Source organism: Acinetobacter sp. A2 (assembly GCF_012371325.1).
Classification (GTDB): domain Bacteria; phylum Pseudomonadota; class Gammaproteobacteria; order Pseudomonadales; family Moraxellaceae; genus Acinetobacter.
The window spans coordinates 80217-102168 of sequence record NZ_JAAZQX010000006.1; the positions used below are offsets into that span (position 1 = coordinate 80217).

At 40.9% G+C, this 21952-nt stretch carries 22 protein-coding genes, 3 tRNA genes and 1 pseudogene; 14 read left to right on the forward strand and 12 right to left on the reverse strand.

Annotated features, from left to right (window positions below):
* Nucleotides 1-53 precede the first annotated feature (53 nt).
* From HHA43_RS04015 to HHA43_RS04045, 7 genes are all read left to right on the forward strand, one after another.
* A complete protein-coding gene (locus tag HHA43_RS04015; protein ID WP_168541762.1) occupies nucleotides 54-812 on the forward strand; it encodes a Nif3-like dinuclear metal center hexameric protein in 759 nt (252 codons plus the stop codon).
* Between the two features lie 180 nt (nucleotides 813-992).
* Entirely contained in the window at nucleotides 993-1619 is a 627-nt protein-coding gene (locus tag HHA43_RS04020) for a superoxide dismutase (RefSeq protein WP_154320925.1), read from the forward strand.
* A 146-nt stretch (nucleotides 1620-1765) separates the two neighbouring features.
* Nucleotides 1766-1841: transfer RNA gene (locus tag HHA43_RS04025), tRNA-Asn, on the forward strand.
* A 6-nt stretch (nucleotides 1842-1847) separates the two neighbouring features.
* A tRNA-Asn gene (locus HHA43_RS04030) sits at nucleotides 1848-1923 on the forward strand.
* Nucleotides 1924-2137: 214 nt separating this feature from the next.
* Nucleotides 2138-2440 carry a hypothetical protein gene (locus HHA43_RS04035; RefSeq protein WP_168417742.1) on the forward strand — a complete coding sequence of 101 codons (303 nt, stop codon included), beginning with the start codon at nucleotides 2138-2140 and terminating at the stop codon, nucleotides 2438-2440.
* A gap of 116 nt (nucleotides 2441-2556) precedes the next feature.
* Nucleotides 2557-2632, forward strand: a tRNA-Asn gene (locus HHA43_RS04040).
* Nucleotides 2633-2687: 55 nt separating this feature from the next.
* Nucleotides 2688-3131 carry a DUF2726 domain-containing protein gene (locus HHA43_RS04045; protein ID WP_168417741.1) on the forward strand — a complete coding sequence of 148 codons (444 nt, stop codon included), beginning with the start codon at nucleotides 2688-2690 and terminating at the stop codon, nucleotides 3129-3131.
* Nucleotides 3132-3144: 13 nt separating this feature from the next.
* Here the strand turns inward: HHA43_RS04045 and HHA43_RS04050 are convergent, their stop codons facing one another.
* The 4 genes from HHA43_RS04050 to glnA form a co-directional block, all read right to left on the reverse strand.
* Nucleotides 3145-3402 (reverse strand): hypothetical protein, encoded by a 258-nt coding sequence (locus HHA43_RS04050; RefSeq protein ID WP_168417740.1) that lies wholly within the window; start codon nucleotides 3400-3402, stop codon nucleotides 3145-3147.
* A gap of 218 nt (nucleotides 3403-3620) precedes the next feature.
* The gene (ubiA, locus tag HHA43_RS04055; RefSeq protein WP_168417739.1) at nucleotides 3621-4499 is read right to left on the reverse strand and encodes a 4-hydroxybenzoate octaprenyltransferase; all 879 of its coding nucleotides are present in this window, start codon (nucleotides 4497-4499) and stop codon (nucleotides 3621-3623) included.
* 14 nt (nucleotides 4500-4513) lie between these two features.
* A complete protein-coding gene (locus HHA43_RS04060; protein WP_154320927.1) occupies nucleotides 4514-5002 on the reverse strand; it encodes a chorismate--pyruvate lyase family protein in 489 nt (162 codons plus the stop codon).
* Between the two features lie 208 nt (nucleotides 5003-5210).
* Nucleotides 5211-6626, reverse strand: coding sequence for a type I glutamate--ammonia ligase (gene glnA, locus HHA43_RS04065; RefSeq protein ID WP_171501112.1), 1416 nt, complete (start codon nucleotides 6624-6626; stop codon nucleotides 5211-5213).
* A gap of 896 nt (nucleotides 6627-7522) precedes the next feature.
* Here glnA and HHA43_RS04070 point away from each other — a divergent pair.
* The 5 genes from HHA43_RS04070 to folE all read left to right on the forward strand — a co-directional run bounded on the left by HHA43_RS04070 (nucleotide 7523) and on the right by folE (nucleotide 11346).
* Nucleotides 7523-8107, forward strand: a complete 585-nt coding sequence (locus tag HHA43_RS04070; RefSeq protein ID WP_168541764.1) for an anthranilate synthase component II — start codon at nucleotides 7523-7525, stop codon at nucleotides 8105-8107.
* Between the two features lie 17 nt (nucleotides 8108-8124).
* A complete protein-coding gene (trpD, locus tag HHA43_RS04075; RefSeq protein WP_168417737.1) occupies nucleotides 8125-9171 on the forward strand; it encodes an anthranilate phosphoribosyltransferase in 1047 nt (348 codons plus the stop codon).
* A 21-nt stretch (nucleotides 9172-9192) separates the two neighbouring features.
* Entirely contained in the window at nucleotides 9193-9999 is an 807-nt protein-coding gene (gene trpC, locus HHA43_RS04080) for an indole-3-glycerol phosphate synthase TrpC (protein ID WP_168526319.1), read from the forward strand.
* A gap of 15 nt (nucleotides 10000-10014) precedes the next feature.
* Nucleotides 10015-10704: a Smr/MutS family protein gene (locus tag HHA43_RS04085; protein WP_168526317.1), complete on the forward strand. Its 690-nt coding sequence runs from the start codon at nucleotides 10015-10017 to the stop codon at nucleotides 10702-10704.
* Between the two features lie 93 nt (nucleotides 10705-10797).
* Entirely contained in the window at nucleotides 10798-11346 is a 549-nt protein-coding gene (gene folE / locus HHA43_RS04090) for a GTP cyclohydrolase I FolE (protein WP_171062567.1), read from the forward strand.
* An 89-nt stretch (nucleotides 11347-11435) separates the two neighbouring features.
* Here folE and HHA43_RS04095 read toward each other — a convergent pair whose 3' ends face one another.
* The 5 genes from HHA43_RS04095 to hemE form a co-directional block, all read right to left on the reverse strand.
* A complete protein-coding gene (locus tag HHA43_RS04095) occupies nucleotides 11436-12791 on the reverse strand; it encodes a diguanylate cyclase (RefSeq protein WP_168526332.1) in 1356 nt (451 codons plus the stop codon).
* Nucleotides 12792-12893: 102 nt separating this feature from the next.
* Nucleotides 12894-14843, reverse strand: a complete 1950-nt coding sequence (locus HHA43_RS04100) for a DUF4105 domain-containing protein (RefSeq protein ID WP_168541766.1) — start codon at nucleotides 14841-14843, stop codon at nucleotides 12894-12896.
* A 95-nt stretch (nucleotides 14844-14938) separates the two neighbouring features.
* Nucleotides 14939-15409, reverse strand: coding sequence for a DUF3015 family protein (locus HHA43_RS04105; RefSeq protein ID WP_168541768.1), 471 nt, complete (start codon nucleotides 15407-15409; stop codon nucleotides 14939-14941).
* 155 nt (nucleotides 15410-15564) lie between these two features.
* The gene (locus tag HHA43_RS04110) at nucleotides 15565-16398 is read right to left on the reverse strand and encodes a DUF817 family protein (RefSeq protein ID WP_168417809.1); all 834 of its coding nucleotides are present in this window, start codon (nucleotides 16396-16398) and stop codon (nucleotides 15565-15567) included.
* Nucleotides 16399-16474: 76 nt separating this feature from the next.
* The gene (hemE, locus tag HHA43_RS04115; protein WP_168526313.1) at nucleotides 16475-17545 is read right to left on the reverse strand and encodes a uroporphyrinogen decarboxylase; all 1071 of its coding nucleotides are present in this window, start codon (nucleotides 17543-17545) and stop codon (nucleotides 16475-16477) included.
* Between the two features lie 271 nt (nucleotides 17546-17816).
* On the opposite strand from hemE, the gene HHA43_RS04120 reads away from it, so the two are divergent.
* On the forward strand, nucleotides 17817-19076 hold the full coding sequence (locus HHA43_RS04120; protein WP_168526311.1) for a L,D-transpeptidase family protein: 1260 nt from the start codon (nucleotides 17817-17819) through the stop codon (nucleotides 19074-19076).
* 204 nt (nucleotides 19077-19280) lie between these two features.
* Nucleotides 19281-19973: a pirin family protein gene (locus HHA43_RS04125; protein WP_168541770.1), complete on the forward strand. Its 693-nt coding sequence runs from the start codon at nucleotides 19281-19283 to the stop codon at nucleotides 19971-19973.
* 130 nt (nucleotides 19974-20103) lie between these two features.
* Here the strand turns inward: HHA43_RS04125 and HHA43_RS04130 are convergent, their stop codons facing one another.
* From HHA43_RS04130 to HHA43_RS04140, 3 genes and pseudogenes are all read right to left on the reverse strand, one after another.
* Entirely contained in the window at nucleotides 20104-21174 is a 1071-nt protein-coding gene (locus HHA43_RS04130; RefSeq protein ID WP_416240599.1) for an ArsO family NAD(P)H-dependent flavin-containing monooxygenase, read from the reverse strand.
* A gap of 249 nt (nucleotides 21175-21423) precedes the next feature.
* Nucleotides 21424-21783, reverse strand: a pseudogene (locus tag HHA43_RS04135) (transporter); the annotation flags it as partial.
* A 24-nt stretch (nucleotides 21784-21807) separates the two neighbouring features.
* Nucleotides 21808-21952, reverse strand: a 145-nt coding sequence (locus tag HHA43_RS04140; protein WP_168460208.1) for an integrase core domain-containing protein, incomplete at its 5' end; no start/stop codon positions are given.

Genomic DNA, 21952 nt, shown 5'->3' on the forward strand with positions numbered 1-21952 from the left:
ACAATACAAAATATGTTTTGATATAAATGAAAAATCTGCAATTTGAGAGAGTTATGGCGCAATTAAAAGACATTATTCACTGGTGTGATCAAACTTTAAGTACGCATGAATTTAAAGATTATGCACCCAATGGATTACAAATTGAAGGTAAGCCTGAAGTGCATAAAATTTTATGCGCAGTCACTGCGTCGCAAGATGCAATTGATGCCGCAATTGCCCAAAATGCAGACTTACTTTTGGTGCATCATGGCTATTTCTGGAAAGGTGAAGCCTACCCGATTACAGGTATGCGTGGTAAACGCATTAAAAGTTTAATCCAGCATGACATTTCTTTGGTCGGCTATCATTTACCGCTAGATTCACATCCAAGTCTAGGCAATAACGCTGCCATTGCAGAACTTTTACAATTAGAAAATCTGCAAGCATTAGACCCAAGTGAACGTCATCCTATTGGTAATATTGGTTTTCTACAACAAGCCATGAGTGCAACAGAATTTCGCGACTATTTAACAGCACGTTTAGGTTTTAATACGATTCATCTTCCTGCTGAAAAAAACCACATTCAAAAAGTCGGGTTCTGCACAGGTGCAGCACAAGATTTTATTAGCAAAGCGGCAGAACAAGGCTGTGATGCATTTATCTCGGGTGAAGTCAGTGAGCGAACCTTTTACGAAGCTAAAGAATTAGGCGTGCATTATTACGCTTGCGGACACCATGCAACTGAGCGTTATGGCGTGCAACGTCTCGCAAAAGCTATTTCAGAACAGTTTAATATTGAGTATAGTTATTTCGAATTAAATAATCCGATTTAATGCCTAGTTGCACTCTACGGTTTCACATAAATGACATCTGTGTTTGACATGGTCTTTAGATGTATACATTCAGGACTTATTCTGTATTGTTATTTATACACAATGCGCAATTTGGCTTGAAATCTATTACAATAGAGCCACTTAATGTTAAAACCCAGCAAAATGCAAGGAATTGAAAACATGACAACGATTACTTTACCGGCTTTACCATACGGTTATGAAGATCTTGCTCCGCACATCAGCAAAGAAACTTTAGAATACCACCACGACAAGCACCACAATACTTATGTGGTAAATCTAAACAACCTAATCGCAGGTACTGAGCTTGAAGGTAAAACTTTAGACGAAATCATTAAAGCTACTGCGGGTGATGCAGCTAAAGCTGGCGTATTCAACAACGCTGCACAAGTTTGGAACCACACGTTCTACTGGAACTGTATGGCGAAAAATGGTGGTGGTAAAGCGACTGGTGCTTTGGCTGCTAAAATTGACGAAGCTTTCGGTTCTTACGAAAAATTTGCTGAAGAATTTGCTGCTGCTGCAACCACTCAATTTGGTTCAGGTTGGGCTTGGTTAGTTGCAGACGAAGTGAATGGTAAACTTTCTATTCTTAAAACTTCAAACGCTGACACTCCAATGGCGCACGGCAAAGTTGCAGTGTTAACAATTGACGTTTGGGAACACGCTTACTATATCGACTTCCGTAACGCACGTCCTGCTTACATCAAAACTTTCTTAGAAAGCCTAGTGAACTGGGACTATGCAAATGCTAAATATGCTGGTCAAGACGCTGGTGTAGAAAAATAATTTTTATTTTTCTATAGAAAAACTGCTCTTTATGGGCAGTTTTTTTATTTTTGGGCATCAAATGCATATTTATAAAGCAAACAATGCATTTATGATGCTGAACGTGTTGACGACTTTAACTTTCATCCCTAAAATGCCCCTCAGATTCTCCAATAGCTCAGTCGGTAGAGCGACGGACTGTTAATCCGCAGGTCCCTGGTTCGAGCCCAGGTTGGAGAGCCAATCTATTCTCCCATAGCTCAGTCGGTAGAGCGACGGACTGTTAATCCGCAGGTCCCTGGTTCGAGCCCAGGTGGGAGAGCCAAGATTCTTAAAAGCCCACGCATCATAACGTGGGCTTTTTTTATGTGCTTTCAATCAGGATCATCGCAACAAAAAAAATGGCCAAGCCAAATCCAAAGATTCATCAGCAAGCATCACTACAATAACATAAGCTGTAAAGAGCGTTAGTCGATACTTGTGAGCAATACTTTTTTTCGCTAACTTAAATCATCTACAACAATAAAATTTGAAAACCCATGCAAGCACCTTGGTTAAAATCACTTATTTTTTGGGCCATTCTTATTGTGGTGATTTTTGCAATTTTCCAATGTACGCAAAAATCTGAAAGCAATAAAACTGCTGCTGCGCTTATGTACGAACGCCTATATCAATGCAGTCGAGATTTACCTACCCATAAGCAAACCACTTTAAAACAAATACAAAGTCAGATCAAAACCGACATGACGCAACAAGAGATGCTGAAATTGATACAAGCCTGCCGTCAAGCCAATCCGCTACAATCACGTGAAGATTATATAAAAGCGATTCGGTCACTTTAAAGTGCTATAAAACTGGCTAGGCGCTTATTTTTAAAGCAATTAATCTGCTTTTTAACGCTTTTTTTTCAATTCTGACTTGACCCCAACCAGTTAGACACATAGAATGCCTGTCAGATTCTCCCATAGCTCAGTCGGTAGAGCGACGGACTGTTAATCCGCAGGTCCCTGGTTCGAGCCCAGGTGGGAGAGCCAAATTCTAAAAACCCACTCCATTTGAGTGGGTTTTTTTATGGCTGTGGATTTTCACGTGTTTACATCAAGTCAATCGACCTTCTTTGTGATTGGATGCCTTGCCAGTGTCGCACTGCTATTTTTACTGGTACAGCAATTATTTTTTCCCAAGAAAAAATTTTATCCCAAACCGATCATGACTGCCTTTGAGCGCAGAATGTTTATGCGCTTAAAACAGGCTTTTCCTGAGCATCATGTACTGGCACAAGTAGCTTTTAGCGCCTTAATCACCAACACTCATTATAAAATTCGTGCGCTCTTTAACCGCAAAGTGACTGATTTTGTAATTTTAAATGCTGAGCTGCAAGTCATCGCAATTGTAGAGCTAGATGACCCCTCGCATATTGGTAAAGAACAGGAAGATGCTGAACGTGATGCAATGTTCCATGAAGCGGGCTATCGTGTTGTCCGATACACCGAAATTCCGAGTATCAGACAACTACAACAAGATTTAAATTAAAATACCCGTAGTGTTAAGGCGCAACTTCTGAAGCCGCTTCAGTTTGACTCGCCTGCTGCGCTTGTTTTTCTGCAGCTTCACGCGCTTCAATGCGGGCAATCATTTCAGCTTGTTGTTGTTTATATTTTTCCTGATTTTTAGCATCACTATTCACAGCAAGAAATGCCATGCTGACTAAGAAAATAGGAATCAGCAAACCTAGACTGGCCAAGAGAATCATCTTTTTTAGACTTGGCTTTTTTTCAGGTGATTGCTGTTCAGACCGTGACATGGCGTTTTCCTACTTCAAACTCATCAAAATGATGCTCAATATAACAAAATCAGTTGCCTGCACAAAATTTTTATCTTTCATGCGTATGCACGGTTACCTATTCATCACGATACGAGTTCAATCATTCCAGGACCACTCAGCCTTAGAGATCACAATAAAAAAAGCATCTGAGTAACAATCACATCAGATGCTTTTTTAGATGATTTAAGTGAAAGTATTTACATTAAAGCCAGCACGATGCCAACAAAAATAATCAACCCTACCCAACGGTTATGACGAAATGCCCAAAAACAGCGTTGCGGGTCTTTATCTTTGGTTTTGCTCCATTGATATATAAAGTCTGCCACCACCACCAATAATGCAGCTAAGCCGAATGGAATCAGTAAACTTTCCAGCCACAGTGCTGTACCAATTAATAACACACTGACAGCCTGTAACAATGAAATGATTTGAATGTCATAACGACCAAACAAAATTGCGGTAGATTTCACCCCAATTTTTAAATCGTATTCTCGGTCTGTAATGGCATATTGCGTGTCATACGCTACCGTCCATGCCAAATTACCAAAGTACAGTAACCAACACGTTAAATCAGGTGTAACCCCAACAGCGGTATAAGCCATAGGGATAGACCATGAAAATGCTGCACCCAAAAACACTTGCGGTAAATGGGTATAGCGCTTCATAAACGGATAAATAAACGCTAAGAATAATGCCCCAAACGACCAGTAAAACGTTTCAATCGGTAAAAACAACAACATAGCAGCACTGAGTGCCACTAAACCTAAGAATACATAAATGGCCTCTTTGGCACTAATCACGCCTGTGGCCAAAGGTCGGGTTTTGGTACGCTCCACATGACCATCTACTTTACGGTCGGCGAAGTCATTAATGGCACAGCCTGCAGCACGCATAAAAATTGTGCCCAGAATCATTGGAATAAGTATTCCTATAGAAGGCATCCCCTGATTGGCAATCCACAATGCCCACATAGTTGGCCAAAAGACTAATTCGGTGCCAATAGGTTTATCAAAACGACACAGATAATAATATGCTTCTAAACGCTCACGCCACGTGATCTGTTGTGCCAATGCCATGCCACTCTCGTATCTTAATGTTGTTGAATGAATTGCTCAAAGCGCGGTAAAAAAGTTTCTTGCACAATAAATTTACAGCCATGCCAAGTATAGCAACTCTGCCGTGTCCAGCCCTCTTCCAGTAACACCACACGTCTTTGGCATAAAGGATTCGTGCGCTGAAACAAAAACCAGCCAATCGGTTTATTGCCAATATGCTTAAACAATCGAGCTTTGCCCTGCACACTTAGAATTGGGAAAATACTTTTGGCTTTAACCCAAGGCTCTGCATCACAGCCATATAAATAGCTTTCACGCACCCATGAAGTGTGCCAATGTGGCATTTGCATCCACTGAGCATCTTGTAAATTTAAGCGTTGATAAGATTGTTGCAGCGGCTCGACTTTAAAGTGTCCGCCTGCTAATTGGGTCAGTTGTTGAGTCAGAGAACCTGCTGCATAGAGCCATGTTTTTAATTCAGAAGGCAAATCTGCCTGCTTGGGAAAAATAGGCTGTGTTCGCATGTTCCGCCACCTTAACAAGATAGCCTAGTGTAGCCCAAAATCAGGCAAAGTTTTGTGACCTATCGCTCAATTCAATGCAATTATCTTAAAAAATCAGGTGAATTCTTATATTTTGATAAAGACTATGAAAGCACCACTGCACTAATCAATCAAGTACACATCAAAAAACCCGCCGAAGCGGGTTTTTAAATTCGAGATGTGCGTTGTATTACAAGCTGTAGTACATATCAAATTCAACTGGGTGAGTCGTCGTGTTCAAACGGCGTACATCTTCAGTTTTCAACTCGATATAAGCATCAAGCATCTCTTTAGTGAATACACCACCTTTTAATAAATAGTCTTGATCTTCTTTTAATGCATCAAGCGCCATTTCTAAGTTGTGTGCCACAGTTGGGATTTTTGCTTCTTCTTCAGGAGGAAGATCATACAAGTTCTTGTCTGCTGCTTCACCTGGGTGAATCTTGTTTTGAATACCGTCAAGACCTGCCATCAACAATGCCGCAAAACCTAAGTATGGGTTCATCATTGGGTCAGGGAAACGTGCTTCAATACGTTTGCCTTTCGGGCTAGACACGTAAGGAATACGGATAGACGCAGAACGGTTACGTGCTGAGTAAGCCAACATAATAGGCGCTTCAAAGTGCGGTACTAAACGCTTGTATGAGTTTGTAGAAGGGTTAGTTAACGCATTCAAAGAGCGAGCATGTTTGATAATACCGCCAATGAAGTACAACGCCATTTCTGACAAACCTGCATATTCATCGCCAGCAAACAAGTTTTTACCGTCTTTAGAAATTGACATGTGTACGTGCATGCCTGAACCGTTATCACCAACCATTGGTTTAGGCATAAAGGTTGCTGTTTTTGCGTACTGATGTGCTACGTTCCAAACTGCATATTTGAACTGTTGCACTTCGTCTGCTTTACGCACCATTGTGTTGAAGCTCACACCAATTTCTAACTGGCAAGAAGCAACTTCGTGGTGATGTACTTCTACACGACCAGGACCCATGATTTCTTCAATTTTTGCACACATATCTGCACGCATGTCTTGAGAAGAGTCTACTGGTGGTACTGGGAAGTAACCGCCTTTCACACGTGGACGGTGACCTGAGTTACCTGCTTCATAGTCTTTACCTGTAGACCATGCTGCTTCTTCTGCGATTAATGTATGGCGCGCGCCAGACATATCGATGTCCCATTTTACTTCGTCAAATACGAAGAATTCTGGTTCAGGACCAAAGAAAGCCGTGTCACCAATACCTGTAGATTTTAAATATTCTTCAGCACGGCGAGCAATAGAGCGTGGATCGCGATCATAGCCTTGACCTGTAGATGGTTCGATGACATCACAAGTCACAACCACTGTTGGCTCAGCAAAGAACGGGTCAATGAAACCAGTTGCAGCATCTGGGCGTAAGATCATGTCTGATGCTTCGATTCCTTTCCAGCCAGCAATTGAAGAACCATCAAACATTTTACCGTCTTCAAAAGTATCTTCATCGATACTGTCTGCAGGATAAGTTACGTGCTGCTCTTTACCCTTAGTATCTGTAAAGCGGAAATCGACCCATTTTGCACCACTTTCTTGGATGAGTTGAAGGACCTTGTTCGCCATGCTCATTTTGCTCCGATGTTTTTTGTTGCACCCGAAAGTGCGTGTTAGTAGTTGGTAGTTATTAAGCAATTAGCGTACCAACTTTTAAAAGCAATGCTAAAACCATGAATTCCGTATGAGAACACATCATTTAAATAATTTACTTTGACACTATTATACTGTCAGAAATACGAATTGCACCATATTCAAACACTGTTCATTTGATTTGATAAAAAACGCCAAAACAAAGCACTGTTTTAGTGCATTTTTTTGTAAGCTTCTGCAACTGTGCCACTAAAAATACCAGTCAAACTCGCTCAATTCGCGGCAGTAATCGTTATGATCTATATAATGATTGCTCTATCTAATAAATTGCGTGCTGCAAATGTTGTTATTTTATTCAGCTAAAATAACAACATACTTTAAAAATTATAAACCTACCTAATTTCTAAGCGACATCCACGTAAAAACAGCATAGCAAGCATCAATATTTTCTTTGACGTTTTTAAAGTTTTAGTTGGCTTAGCCTTTCAATATTTACGCATAGAAGATGCAACTTTTTAACACAACAACAATCTTATCAGTACAGTCATATAGTCTGTAGCCTGTCTATGACAGCCCGATGAACAATTTTTGATTTACTAGAAAATTGCTTTCGTTTATTTTCTTAAAAGATTGAATACCACTCAATTCACCTTAAAAAAAATTCAATGCAGCACTCTGCTGATAATCCTTAACAGCGATTATCATATAAATAGTCCGCAGAAAATGCTTAATTTTTGCTATGATGATAAGCGCTTTCTTATTCCATCTTCTTTTCGACAAGAAAAACAAAGTCCTTTCTCATTTATAGGCGTAGGAATAAAGCATATTATCTTAGACTCACCAACACATTTAGTGTTTAAATTTCAATAGGTTAGCTCATGCTTTTAATGGTTGATAACTATGACTCTTTTACCTATAACATCGTCCAGTATTTTGGCGAGTTAAATCAGGAAGTAAAAGTCGTTCGTAATGATGCCGTGACATTAGAAGACATTGAGCGATGGCAACCCAAGTATTTGGTGATTGGTCCAGGTCCATGTTCTCCCTCTGAAGCAGGTATTTCTATTCCTGCCATTCAGCATTTTGCAGGCAAAATTCCATTACTGGGCGTGTGCTTAGGCCACCAAAGTATTGGACAAGCTTTTGGTGGGAACATTGTGCGCGCTAAAACTGTCATGCATGGTCGTTTGTCGGATATGTATCACAGTAATACAGGTATTTTTAGCAACCTGCCTTCACCATTTTCTGCAACCCGTTACCACTCTTTAGTGATTGATCAGGCGACTTTGCCTGATTGTTTAGAGGTCACTTGCTGGACTAACGAAGCAGATGGCTCGATGGAAGAAATCATGGGTGTGAAACATAAGACTTTGCCTGTAGAAGGCGTGCAATTTCACCCTGAATCGATCCTGAGCCAACACGGACATCAAATCTTTAAAAACTTTTTGGACATTTACGCCTAATGAACGAGTCAGATACCATGAATATTCAACAAGCTTTAAACCACATTACTAAACAAATTCATCTGACTCAGCCACAAATGGAAGATGTGATGCGTGCCATCATGTCGGGCGAAGCAACTGATGCCCAAATTGGTGCGTTAATGATGGGCTTACGCTTAAAAGGCGAAAGTATTGATGAAATTACTGCTGCTGCACGTGTGATGCGTGAATTTGCCATTAAAATTGATGTCAGCGATATTCCGTATTTGGTGGATATTGTTGGTACAGGCGGTGATGGTCAAAACCTATTTAATGTGTCTACAGCATCTTCCTTTGTCATTGCTGCTGCAGGCGCAACTATTGCCAAACACGGTAACCGTGGTGTTTCCACGAAATCAGGTTCATCTGACCTATTAGAACAAGCAGGCATTAATCTTGATTTAAATATGCAACAAACTGAACGCTGTATTCGTGAAATGGGCGTGGGTTTCTTGTTTGCACCAAATCATCACAAAGCCATGAAATATGCGGTGACTCCACGTAAAGAATTGGGGATTCGCAGCATTTTCAACCTGCTTGGCCCACTGACTAACCCTGCAGGTGTGAAGCGTTTCGTGATTGGCGTATTCAGTAATGAATTGTGCCGTCCAATTGCAGAAGTGATGAAGCAGCTCGGTGCTGAACATGTCATGGTCGTGCATTCTAAAGACGGTTTAGACGAAATTAGCCTTGCTTCGAGTACTTATGTTGCAGAACTCAAAGATGGTGAAATTACCGAATGGGAACTCACACCTGAAAGTGTTGGTATTGAATCTCAAACCTTAACGGGGCTGATTGTAGAGAACTCTGCTGAAAGCTTGGCACTGATTAAAGATGCTTTAGGTAAAAACAAGTCTGACAAAGGCGAAAAAGCGGCCAATATGATTGCTCTCAATGCAGGTGCAGGTATTTATGTATCAGGCTTGACCAACAGCTACCAACAAGGTGTGGCTTTGGCACATGACATTATTTATGGTGGACAAGCTTTGGAAAAAATGGGCGTGTTGTCTGAATTTACCAAAACGCTTAAACAGTATGAAGCTTAAGACAGGTTAGGAAGAATCATCATGGTTGATATTACAAATACAATTTTAGGTAAAATTGTAGAACGTAAGCAGGAAGAATTTGCCGAGCGTCTGAAGCAACGTAGTTATGCAGACTTAGAAGAATTGGCACGTGCAGCAACACCTGTACGTGGCTTTGCACAAGCCTTGCACAGCAAACGCCCTGCTGTAATTGCCGAAATTAAAAAAGCGTCTCCATCTAAAGGCATCATTCGTGAAAATTTCAATCCTGCCGAAATTGCACAACAATATGAAGCCGCAGGTGCTGCCTGCTTATCTGTACTCACAGATATAGATTTCTTTCAGGGTGCAGATGAAAATATTCAAATTGCCCGTTCGCACTGCAGCCTACCTGCCCTGCGCAAAGACTTTTTAATTGACCCTTATGGCGTGATTGAAGCGCGTGCTTTGCATGCGGACTGTATTTTGCTCATTGTGTCTTGTTTGTCTGATCAGCAATTGCAAGAAATGTCTGAAACGGCGTTTGAACATCATTTAGATGTATTGGTGGAAGTGCATGATGAAAGCGAACTCGAACGTGCACTAAAACTGTCTGAACGCTGCATTTTAGGGGTCAATAACCGCGATTTAAAAACCTTTCAGGTCGATTTAAATAACTCGTTGCGTTTAAAAAATCTTTTGTCCCCTTCTCGCCTTTTAGTTACAGAAAGTGGTATTACGACTCCTGAAGATGTACGCATGATGCAGGAACACGATATTCACAGTTTCTTGGTAGGCGAAAGCTTTATGAAACAAGAACGTCCAGACCTTGCCTTTCAAGCACTGTTTGGTCAGCCTGAAAATCTTTAATTCATTCAAAGTACCATGAGTAAACATGATTCCTCGCTTTCTAAAGAACAGTACAAGTTACTGAAGTCTTTTAAAAAGCAAATCACTCAGCCTCATTCTGCTCCTATTGCCAAACCGTCTGAACCCAAAGTTCAGACGCCCGAGCAACAGCAGGAAGATGATTTGGCATTGTTTCATCAGCAAATGCAAGGTGTCCAAAAAATGGATGCGGGCAATATTGCTAAACTTGAAACACCTGCCAGAAAAAAGCCTGATGCACAAACACTGGCCAAACGTGCTGCAGCAATGGGGCCAATGGAAACAGATGAAACTTTGTTGTCCGATACGCAAGCCATGCTGAATCCTGTTGGTAGTCAGGCTGCATTGAGTTATCGGATTGCAACCCTACAGCATAAAGTCTTTGAAGATTTAAAAGCAGGCAACTTACGCTGGTTTGAAGCTGTAGATTTACATGGCTGTACTGTAGAAGAAGCGCGAGTTGCGGTGTTGCAAATCATTCAAATGGCCAAAGATGAAAACCAGAACGTGATTAAAATTGTACATGGTAAAGGCCCTGAAGCCATTTTAAAAACCTATGTGAATGGTTGGCTGCGTCAGCATCGAGATGTTTTGGCTTTTGTCAGTGCGCCTGAAAAACAAGGTGGTACAGGTGCGGTTTTAGTGTTGCTTAAACGCAGTGAAAAGAACCCAAAGTTTAAACAGTAATCGGATTCATCTTTTAAACAGGGCATTGCAATAGTTTTCTGTTACAATGCCGTCCTTGTTCAATATCAGTGTAAGTGAACACGTCTTATGTCTATGCAGCAATCCTACGCAAACATCCTAACCGCCGTTGGTGAAGATCTTAATCGTCCAGGTCTCAAAGATACGCCGATGCGTGCTGCTAAAGCTTTTTCGTATTTAACTTCGGGTTATAGCCAAACTTTAGCCGAAGTCACCAATAATGCAGTGTTTCCATCCGACAATCGTGAAATGGTATTGGTTAAAAATATTGAGTTCTACTCACTATGTGAACACCATTTATTGCCATTTTATGGTCGTGTGCATATTGCCTACTTACCAGAAGGCAATGTATTGGGCTTGTCTAAATTTGCCCGCATTACCGAAATGTTTGCTCGTCGTTTGCAAATTCAGGAAAACCTGACTCAGCAAATTGCTGAAGCTGTAGCTGAAGTGACCAAAGCTCGCGGAGTTGCTGTAGTCATTGATTCAGCCCACATGTGCATGATGATGCGCGGTGTAGGCAAACAGGAATCAACCACACGTACCGTGTCTTTTGTGGGAGATTTTAAAACCGACAAAGAAGCACGTCGTGAGTTTTTAAGTGCAGTGCCTGAAAGTTTTTAAATGACGTTTGCTCTAAATAGATCAAGCCTACATAAAAAAATCCCGAAATTGATTTCGGGATTTTTGCATTTTAGTGTCTAGCTATATGTTTAGCCCATATAAACATTATTACGCCCATTATTTTTGGCGACATACAAAGCTTTATCTACTGCATCTAGGAACCGTTGATAGTCTGGGTGACCATCATATTCATGTACCCCAATACTAACGGTGAAATTAAAGCTCGCCCCAGTAGAAGTATTGACCGTTCTGTCCGCAACCCGTTTACGAATATTTTCAGCGACTTTTAACGCTCGCTCTACATTGGTATCGACCTGTAAAAGTAAAAACTCTTCACCGCCAATACGGAATGCATAATCACTGCCCTTGGTATATTGCAAAATAGAATCTGCCAAAAATTGTAAGGCTTCATCGCCAGCTGCATGTCCATAACGGTCATTAATGTATTTAAAATGGTCAGCATCTATGGAAAGCACAGTCAGCGGTGTATTATTTTTACGCGCAAAGTTAATTTCACGCGCCACAATAGTACTTAAGTAACGTCTATTCAGTAACTGAGTTAAAGCATCATTCCCTGAGTTGATATATTCTGAAACCTGAAAAATTTGATCAATCAAATGTAAAATTTCACGGTTTTTAGCGCGGATCAACTGAATCATTTCAACTGCATGGGATTGGCTTTCAGAATTCTTAATTTGTTCAATTAATTCATCAACTTGATAGATGCGATCGGTAATTGTACCGACCTGCTCAGTATTGGAAAATGCATAAGCAGCTTTATGAATAAACCATAAACCAAATTCAGTTTTAGATAAAATTGGCTGTGTCAGTTTGCTGTGGTCTGATACAACCTGAAACATGAGCTCATTTTCCCAATCCAATAATGTACCGCGCTGACGATCTTTTTGCACGGTAACATCCTGCATTGCAGAAAATAAGCGGTAGGTATGTTTCATATCATTATGAACTTCTACTTTAAGTTCATAAGAACGACACATAATTTCGGTGGCAAAACACAGAATTTGGCACAAATAATTAATTTGGTTTAAATTGGTATAAGGCTCATTGGCCAAAAAAGTTAAGGCCTTTTTGATAATGATGCGCACACCACGAAGAATCATCCAAGATGGAATATGCACACGCGCATGCACATCACCCACTTTAAATTGCTTTTCAACAATTTCTAAATAATTTTGTTTGAATGGTACTTCAAAACTAGATACTAACCATTGATGTAATGAGTTTTTTAAACGGTTTTGTACCATTTCAACGGAAAGAAACTCTAAAGCTTGTTCTTCCAATAACATTTGTTGATAAAATTCAAGTACAAAAGCATCAGCATGGGTTTGAACGAACTGAAATGTAGCTTCTAAATCAGCTTGACTATATTGCTCACAAACGATTTTCCACTGATCTGCCAGTTCACGCTTACACTCTTGATACATCCCAACCATCCAACTGCCATCTAAACGCTCAAATTCTAACGAATTTGAAGGATAACTCAATTAAATTTTATCTAAACGCGAACAATGTCACATTAAGCCAATTTAGAAAAAATGCACATAACCTAAACTAGTCTTATCCCAGTTCTTTTTGTCTTGTTGCTGATATTCCCACCCCAAACGTAAAACATGTTGTGGATGAAACATATATTGAAACTGACTATTCAATTTAAATTGCCATTGATGTGAATCTTCCCAATACGGCAATTCCACTTGAACAAGGCTATTAATACGTTTTGACCAGATATTTTGACAACCCAGTGTCGGGCCAATGCCCACGCGCCAGCCTTTATCTAAAGCCTTTCCAGCTTGAATATGATTCTGCACTTGTGCATAACATAAATGCTCACGCGTCTGACTAGCCAAACTATAGCCAAACTGGGTCTTGATGCTCATCACGCCATGCTGCTCAGTTTCACTAAAAGTTCCGTGTGAATTCAATGCTTCTTGCTGCCAACCAAAATTAAAGCCCCAACTGAGCGGTGTTTTAAATGGCGTGACTGGGTTATAAGAGTTCACCGAAAGTACATCTAACTGATTCAGTTTTAAACGCTCTTCACGGTATTGTAAGGATAGGTCTAAGAAATTCAGCTGCGTCCCTGTACGAAAACCGCCTTGTGGGTCGAGTAAATCATGGTACGCCTGACGATGGTTCAATTCGATAAAGTGCTCCCCTTGCACCTCGCCTGTGTGTACCGCAACAGTTCGTGCATCGTGCCCCTGTACAGGATCAACCTGAGGGCGCGGAGCATCCTGACGTTGTTTTTCTAAATTGATGTGACTTCTTAAACTTAGAATTTGTCTAAGCCGTGGCTGTGCCTGTTTAGCTTCAATTTTGCGTCCAATCAGTTTTAGGTATAAATCGTCATAGGCCATTTCTAAAATTTTAGCCTGATCGCTTTGGCTGTAATTTTTCAAAATTGAAGCAACATTCTGAGGTTCTGCTTCAGCCACTTGATGCGCTGTTTTTGCCAAAGCCGTACCATGCTGTCGAGCTTGTGCCAATAACTGGGTTTCCAAAGCAGGACGATAAACTACATCGGCAACTAAGTTTTCCTGTTCTATAGCTTTCAACGTTTCAATTGGGATAGATGCCACTTTAAATTGTTGTTGTAAATTCAGTTCAGGGCGTACCAGATCAATTAACCCTAGTAAACGATAGGCGCAATTATCACTAATAAAATAATAAGGGAATTGCACATGCTTCATTTCCCAAATGTGCTGCACTAAAAATGTGGTTTCTTGTTCATTCAGTGCCAGTTCATATTCCCATAAATCACGGCTTTCTAAATCGCCATATCCTTTTACTTTACGGTAATACGGCATTAATGAATATTCACCTGGATACTGCCCTGTAAGCCCTTTCCACGCATAAGACCAACCTTCACTGCCAGTGACGGTTGCTGCATAATTCACGGCATAGGATATAAGATTTAATTGTTTTTGATCTTTCGGGTCCAAGCGCAATAAGGTATGCCCAAACATAGAACTTGGATTGCCCATAAAGTCTGTGGCATAAATCAGCACTGCTTTATAGGGCTTAATTTGCCCAATCCATTCATCCAATTCAGGGCATTGCACCTGTGCTAAGTCCTGTTGAGGAATATTTAATTGTTCAATCAGCCAACGACTGCGTGCAGGAAATTTACACTGCACCGATTGATTGGCAGGCGCTATTTCAAATAATGCCTGCACATTGCGAAGTAACTCTTGGTCTAAATTGCTTCCACCTTGTTCTGACACAAAATAGCCCGCATATTGCACTTCACTTTTGCCTTGCTGCGCATACATTAAGCGCTGCCAAGTCACCTGTTCTGCTAAGTGCAAATCTTTGGCTTTTTGCACATAATTGCTTGCAGATGTGGCTAAAGTTTCAGCCCTTTGTGCCACAGAACTTGGAGAAAGTTGTTGAGTCAGGCTGGTTGATATTTCAGAAGATAAAGCAAAAACCGTAGGAGATAAAAAAGCAGCAGTACACAAGACAAAAAATTTCATGGACATCTTATATGTTTTTTATAGGCAAATTTGAATTTCAACATTGTATTTGGGTATAAAAAAGCCCTGCAATTACACAGGGCTTTCATTCAAACTTAAACGTATGCTTTTAATACGTCATCATTTGCCATTACGTTTTGTAAAGAAGCCAGAACTTCTAAAGACGTTTGGTTTTCTGCAGAGTAGATAGAAGCAAAGTTTTGCTTAGAAACTGTAAAGAAGTGTGCTTTATCTTCAGCTTTAATGTTTAGCAATTCAGCCAATACATTTAAGCTTTCACCTTCACCAACTGCCATATCACGTGCCAATGATTCAGCATTTTCATTGGTAAAAGTCACGACTTGTGCAGTTACTGTACCTGTACCGCTACAACCTAAAGTACCAAATGTAATACCAAATAATTGGTTAGCAAAAATACCGTTGGTGGTTGCTGCTAAAATTTTAGCCACTTTACCAGACTGACCTGCCCAAACTTGTGAACCGATACCACAACCTGCATCACGGTCTGCAAATGCTGCTGTAGAACCCACTGCCAACACTGCAGCCAATGCTAATTTTTTCATCATAGTCGTACTCCAGAAATTTATTATCCGAAAAGTTATGCTTCGAATCATTATTATTGCTTTGTGTAACTTTTATTACACCGCTTTAAGATAGCGAGATGCGACTAAGAACGCAAAACATTTATACCAAAGTCATGCATTATTTTTGTAGCGTAAGATCATCCCTGAATTGAGTCTGTTTTCGGAGCCTCATCTTTAAGTGTCCATCGTCCTTGAGCATCACGAATACCAAGTATTTGCATGACTAAAACTAGACTCAATAGCAGCAACAAGTACCAAGACCCCAACTTGCCCCAACCCACCATGTGCCACGTATCGACCTGACTTGGATATAGCCAAATTTGATAAAAGGTACTGATATTCTCTGCCACCCAAATAATAAATGCCAATAGCAACAATATAGGTAACATTGGCAGCTGCAATTGATGCTGTTGCAATTGAAAACGGATTTTGGTTTTCCAGAAAATCAGCACACTCCACGCAAATAAGCCGTAGCGAATATCTGGAATAAAAAATTTGCTCATGAAATTAATATAAGACAAAACCGCTAAAGCCAGCATATTCGGGAAAGTTGGCAAATTCAGTAACGATACCCGATACAAACGCAAGGAACGTGCAAAAAAACTACCAACTGCTGAATACATAAAGCCTGCAAACAGCGGCACAGTCATAATTTTAAACACAGCAGGTTGCGGATATTGCCATGAAGCAATCTGTGGATGGGTCAGAAAAATTTCCATGATCATTGCCAAAATATGAAATAAAGCAATCACCTTGGCTTCAGCCCAAGATTCTAGTTTTAAATATAAAAGACAAACCTGAATGATTAAGGCATAAAACAGCAAATAGTCATAACGAAAAAAGCCAAAATATTCCTGACTGGCCATAGGTGCTGTAAATGCAAATGCAATCAGCAATAAAATTCCAAATAAGGCAGCCGAAGCTGCCTTAGTCGAAAATTCAAATCCTGACTTCAGCCATGTTCGCCACATCATGATTTGACGACCCGACTGAAGCTCACGTTACCCATTTCCATCTACAACTAACTGATCTATATGATTGCTTTTATTATAGATATTTAGCGCTGTATTCATGTACGGTATCGATAAACACTTTAGGACGTTCAGGGTCAACCCATTGGGTAATACCATGACCCAAGTTGGCCACATAACCAGTTTTTTCACCATTGGCGTAAGCATCATCCAGCATTGCACGAGTAGCTTTGGCAATCGCTTCAGGTGAACCATATAAAGTGGCAGGGTCTAAGTTTCCTTGTAAAGCCGCACGACCATTTACAGTTTGACGTGCCACATTCAGTGGTGTTGTCCAGTCCAAACCAAAGGCATCTGCACCTGTTGCAATCATTGGCTCAAGCCATTGACCACCACCTTTGGTGAATAAAATAACAGGAATTTTACGGCCATCTTTTTCACGCTGCAGACCTGACACAATTTTCTGCATATAGTTCAGTGAAAATTCAATATATTCACGATGTGCTAATGCACCGCCCCAACTGTCAAAAATTTGAACTGCCTGTGCGCCTGCATCAATTTGTGCATTTAAATATTCAGTCACTGCGTCTGCCAAACGACCTAACAGCGCATGCAATACTTCAGGCTGTGCATACATCATGTTTTTGGTAAAACGGAAATCTTTACTTGAACCACCTTCTACCATATAGGTCGCTAAGGTCCACGGACTGCCTGAAAAACCAATTAAAGGCACTTGTCCACCCAAAGCAGAACGTATGGTCGATACTGCATTCATAACATAGTCTAAATCTGACTTGGCATTGAATTTAGGTAAATTGGCAACATCTTGCTCAGTACGCACGGTTTTATGAAACTTTGGCCCTTCGCCTGCCTCAAAATACAGTCCTAAACCTAAAGCATCTGGAACGGTTAAAATATCTGAAAATAAAATAGCAGCGTCTAATTCATAACGGCGCAGTGGTTGCAAGGTTACTTCACATGCAAATTCTGTATTTTTACATAGAGAAAGGAAATCTCCTGCCTGCGAACGTGTGGCACGATATTCTGGTAAATAACGTCCTGCCTGACGCATCATCCATACGGGCGTGCAATCTACTGGCTCACGTAATAAGGCACGAAGAAAACGATCATTTTTTAAGGTCGTCATTTACTTTCCCAACTCATTTTCAATCTTGCAGCCATCATATCAAAAAGGTTGAAGTTTTAATAACTTCATTTCTGGTTGGTCTTTTTATCCTAAACTTTACGTGCAATTTCAATTTTTATTTTCGTGAAATACATCACATAAACAAAAGCATCGGTAAAAGCATCATCCTCTTGCACATTTACACAAAACAACTACTGCATCTCCTTAGTTTTTCTGCAATACTTGGCTAGTTTTTATCTATGTAAATGAATAATTCTCAAGGTTGAATTACATGTTCGTTCGCACAATACTCGCAATGAGTTTAAGTTGCATTTTTGCAGGAACTACTTTTGCTGCATCTACTGCTGAACAACCGTTAAATCCACAAGTGATCAGCAATACTGCGGTTGAAGATCCAATTGATCCTTTAGCAACAGAAGCTTCTGCAGCACAAAGCACGCTCAATGCAACCGATACTGCTATTACGCAACAAGAACAAAATGATTTAAATAAGGCATCACAAACCTTAGATGATCTACACAAAACTGAAGATACCACTGCCGATGTAGGTGCAGCACCGACCACAGCACCGACCACAACCACGCCAAGCCAGCCTGTTGAAACCACAACCACTGCAGCGCCAAAAGCTTCGTGGACTTTAGACGGTCTTAATAATGCCACTTGGTATGAAAATATTGGCAAAGGTCAATTTCCAGTGTATGCGCGTGCGCATGTCATGTTGAATAATGCCCATGCTTCTCCGGGTGCAATTGATGGTACCAGCGGTAAAAATACCCTGAAAGCCATTGCATCTTTCCAGCAAATGAACGGCATTAAACCTACAGGTATTTTAACCCAAGAAACTTGGGATGCTTTGGTGGCACGTCAAGGTTCACGTCCTGCATTTGTAGAATACACAATTACTGAAGCTGACCTAAAAGGTCCGTATGCTAAGTCCATTCCACATGACTATGCAGAACAAGCCAAAATGAAAGGCTTGTACTACACCCGTGTCAGCGAAATGCTAGGTGAAAAATTCCACATGGATGAAAATTTCTTAAAGAAATTAAATCCAAATGCGACATTTAACAAAGCGGGTGAAAAGTTATTGGTGACCAATGTCCGCAATGACTTACCAGAAGACATTCACCTGATTGTGGCGCACAAAGGCGCAAAACAATTGTATTTGTTCAATAAGCAAAACCAAATGGTTGGTTCATTCCCTGCAACCATTGGTAGTGCAGATACACCATCACCAACAGGTACCTATAAAATTACAGGTGTTGCGCCAAACCCATGGTATAGCTATTCACCAAGTAACTTTATTCAGGGTAAAAACTTAAAACCACTGTCTTTACCACCTGGCCCGAATGGCCCTGTAGGTAATATCTGGATTGGCTTGAGTAAAAAATCCTTTGGTATTCATGGTACGCCAAACCCATCGACTATTTCAAAAACAGCATCACACGGTTGTATTCGTTTAACCAACTGGGATGCCAATGACTTAGGTCGTAAAGTACGTTCTGGTGTGACTGTGAAATTCCTTGAATAATCGCACACCGTATAATCCCCCTGCTTAGGCAGCGAATGACCCACGTTTTACGTGGGTTTTTTGATATTTGAAAAAAGTATGCTTTTACAGATCACCACCCTAAATGTTGCAATTTTAGAACGGCATGTTGCAGAACGGCTGTAGGTTGGCAACATAAAAAAGCATAAGATGGCTTTAAGTTAAAAAAATGATAGGAGCATGATCATGAATGCTTATTTACACTGTAGCGAAAAACGTGGTCACGTCAAAATGGGTTGGTTAGACACCAAACACAGTTTCTCTTTTGGTAGCTGGTATAACCCGAAATATATGGGTGTGAGTGCTTTACGTGTCATTAATGATGACCGTATTGCAGCGCACAATGGTTTTGGCACACACCCCCACGACAATATGGAAATTTTGACCTGTGTGTTAAATGGTACGATTTCCCACCGTGACAGTATGGGCAATGAGCGTCATATCAGTGCTGGTGAATGGCAGCTGATGAGTGCGGGTACAGGCGTTCAGCATAGCGAAATTAACAATGGCGATGAAGAAGTGCACATGTTGCAAATTTGGATTCAACCCAATGTACGCAATGCGGAACCGACTTACCAACAAATTCAGCGTGACCCAAATGCTGAACCGAACCAGTGGCATTTAATTGTCGGCCCGAATGACAATGCCCCAATGCATATACGCCAACAAGCCGAAGTGAAAGCTGCAGTATTGCAAGCAGGAAAGCAGCTAGATGTTGCTGCAACACAAGCGGTCAACTATGTGCATGTGATTCGTGGTGAAATCAGCATTGGTGAGCAGACCGTGAAAGCAGGCGATGCCTTGTTATTTGCTGATGATGCCGTGATTGAAGCAAAGCAAGACAGCCAATTTATTTGGTTTGATTTACCAAAACAGTAACTGCTTATTTTGAGTAGTGCCTGTAAATACTTTTAAGTTACCCTCTTGCCCTCTACTACAGAGGGCTTTTTTTATGGCTATAGTTGCTGTTTTCAGTTTTTAATCATAACTTTTAGTCACAATGATGACCTTACACTGTTGTCTGTAAATACGCTGCGATTTGCGCTGCCACATCTCGTGCTGTTCGGGAAACGCCAATTAAAGTTGCCGATGCTGCACCAGTCCAATCACCATAACCGACCAACCACAAATTTTGCTGTTGTAGCGCTCGATTTTCTGACACATCGACTGTACCGCGTGCATTGACCACACCCAAACTTTGCAAATGTGACACTGCTGCCTTAAAACCTGTACACCAAATAATGGCATCAATGTCCTGTTCACTTCCATCTGCCCAAACTGCAGTATGTTCAGTTAAATAGTCAAATGGCGGCAGGCCATGCAATACATTGCGTTGCCGTGCATCTTTGACACTTGGAATCATCACAATATCACCCAAACTGCCAATCGGTTGTTCAATGCTGCGACCTTCTTGCTGGGCTTTTAAGCGTTCCGTGGCACGTAAAAATAAAACCCGTCCATCTACATCATCGGCTAAAAAACTTGGGGGTTGCTGTGTAACCCAAAAGGTTTCAGCCACTTTAGACACTTCTGCCAAAATTTGTGCGCCAGAGTTACCACCACCGACAATCATCACTTTTTTTCCCTGAAAAGCTTCAGCATTGCGGTAATGGGCCGAATGAATTTGTGTACCTAAAAATTGTTCACGCCCTGCATAGGCTGGAATAAAAGGCTGACTCCATGTGCCTGTTGCACTCACGACCGCTTTGGCGCGCCAGCTTCGCTGTGCCGAACAAACGATTAAATCATTGCCTTCAGCTATGATGTTTTCGACCTGCACAGGACGCAGCACTGGGAATTGATAGCGCGCTTCATAAGCCCTTAAATAGTCAATCACTTCTAATCGCTTTGGATATTCCTGTTCAGTTTTAGGCATCAACCAACCCGACAAAGAACTCCATGTATTTGGAGAAAATAACTGCAAAGAATCCCACGCATGTTGCCATGCACCGCCCGCTTGCGTTTGATTATCCAAAATCAGAAAATTGATTTTTTGCCGTTTTAAAAAGTAAGCCGTGGCTAATGCAGCTTGTCCACCACCAATAATAATCACATCGGTATCAATTGTTTGACTCAAAATGACTCTCCTGCATACAAGACGCACATGCTATGTTTGATTCTAACCCTGTGTGAACAGTTTACTCTATGATCTTTGCTCTAGCTTTTAGATCATTTTTGGGCAGAGTACACATAAAGCACAGCATTAATTTAACACTCAGTCCACAGAACAAGCTTTTTAGAAAAGAATGTCCAAAAAAGCAAAGCCAAGTCCTAGAACTTGGCTTTGTACTGCAAGGCTGCAAGAGCAAATGCTAGATAAAGTTAGACCTTAAAACGCCCACACCATTTTCAAGGTGGTGGAATGTCCTTCAGGACGATGCTCCACTTCGGTTTCTTTCAGGAACTTCGCCTCTAATGACCAGTTATCCTTCTTATATTGAATTGCAGGGCCAAATGCCAACGCCTGTCCTTTATTGCCAATACTGGCACCGTTCACTTCATCATCTGTGGTTTGTTTAAACATATAGCCTTCTAGCGCAAGTTTGAGTTGATCATTCAATTGATAACCGATTGCATAATCCCCAGCAAAATAATCACCCGATTGATAGTTAGTATCGTCATTTTCAGTATTGAAGCTATAAGACAGTTTGGTCGAAAACTCCCAACCTTGTGGGGTAATCCTCCCATAAATAACCGAAGTTAAAAGTAGAGGTTAAGCAGCCATTAGAGGTGGCTTTCCTTTGTTAGCTTGATGTGGTCTTTCATGGTTGTAATGCCACAACCAGTTTGTTGCATAATCTTGTACTTCATCCAAAGTATCAAATAAATGCTTGCTCAGCCAACTATAACGTATGGTC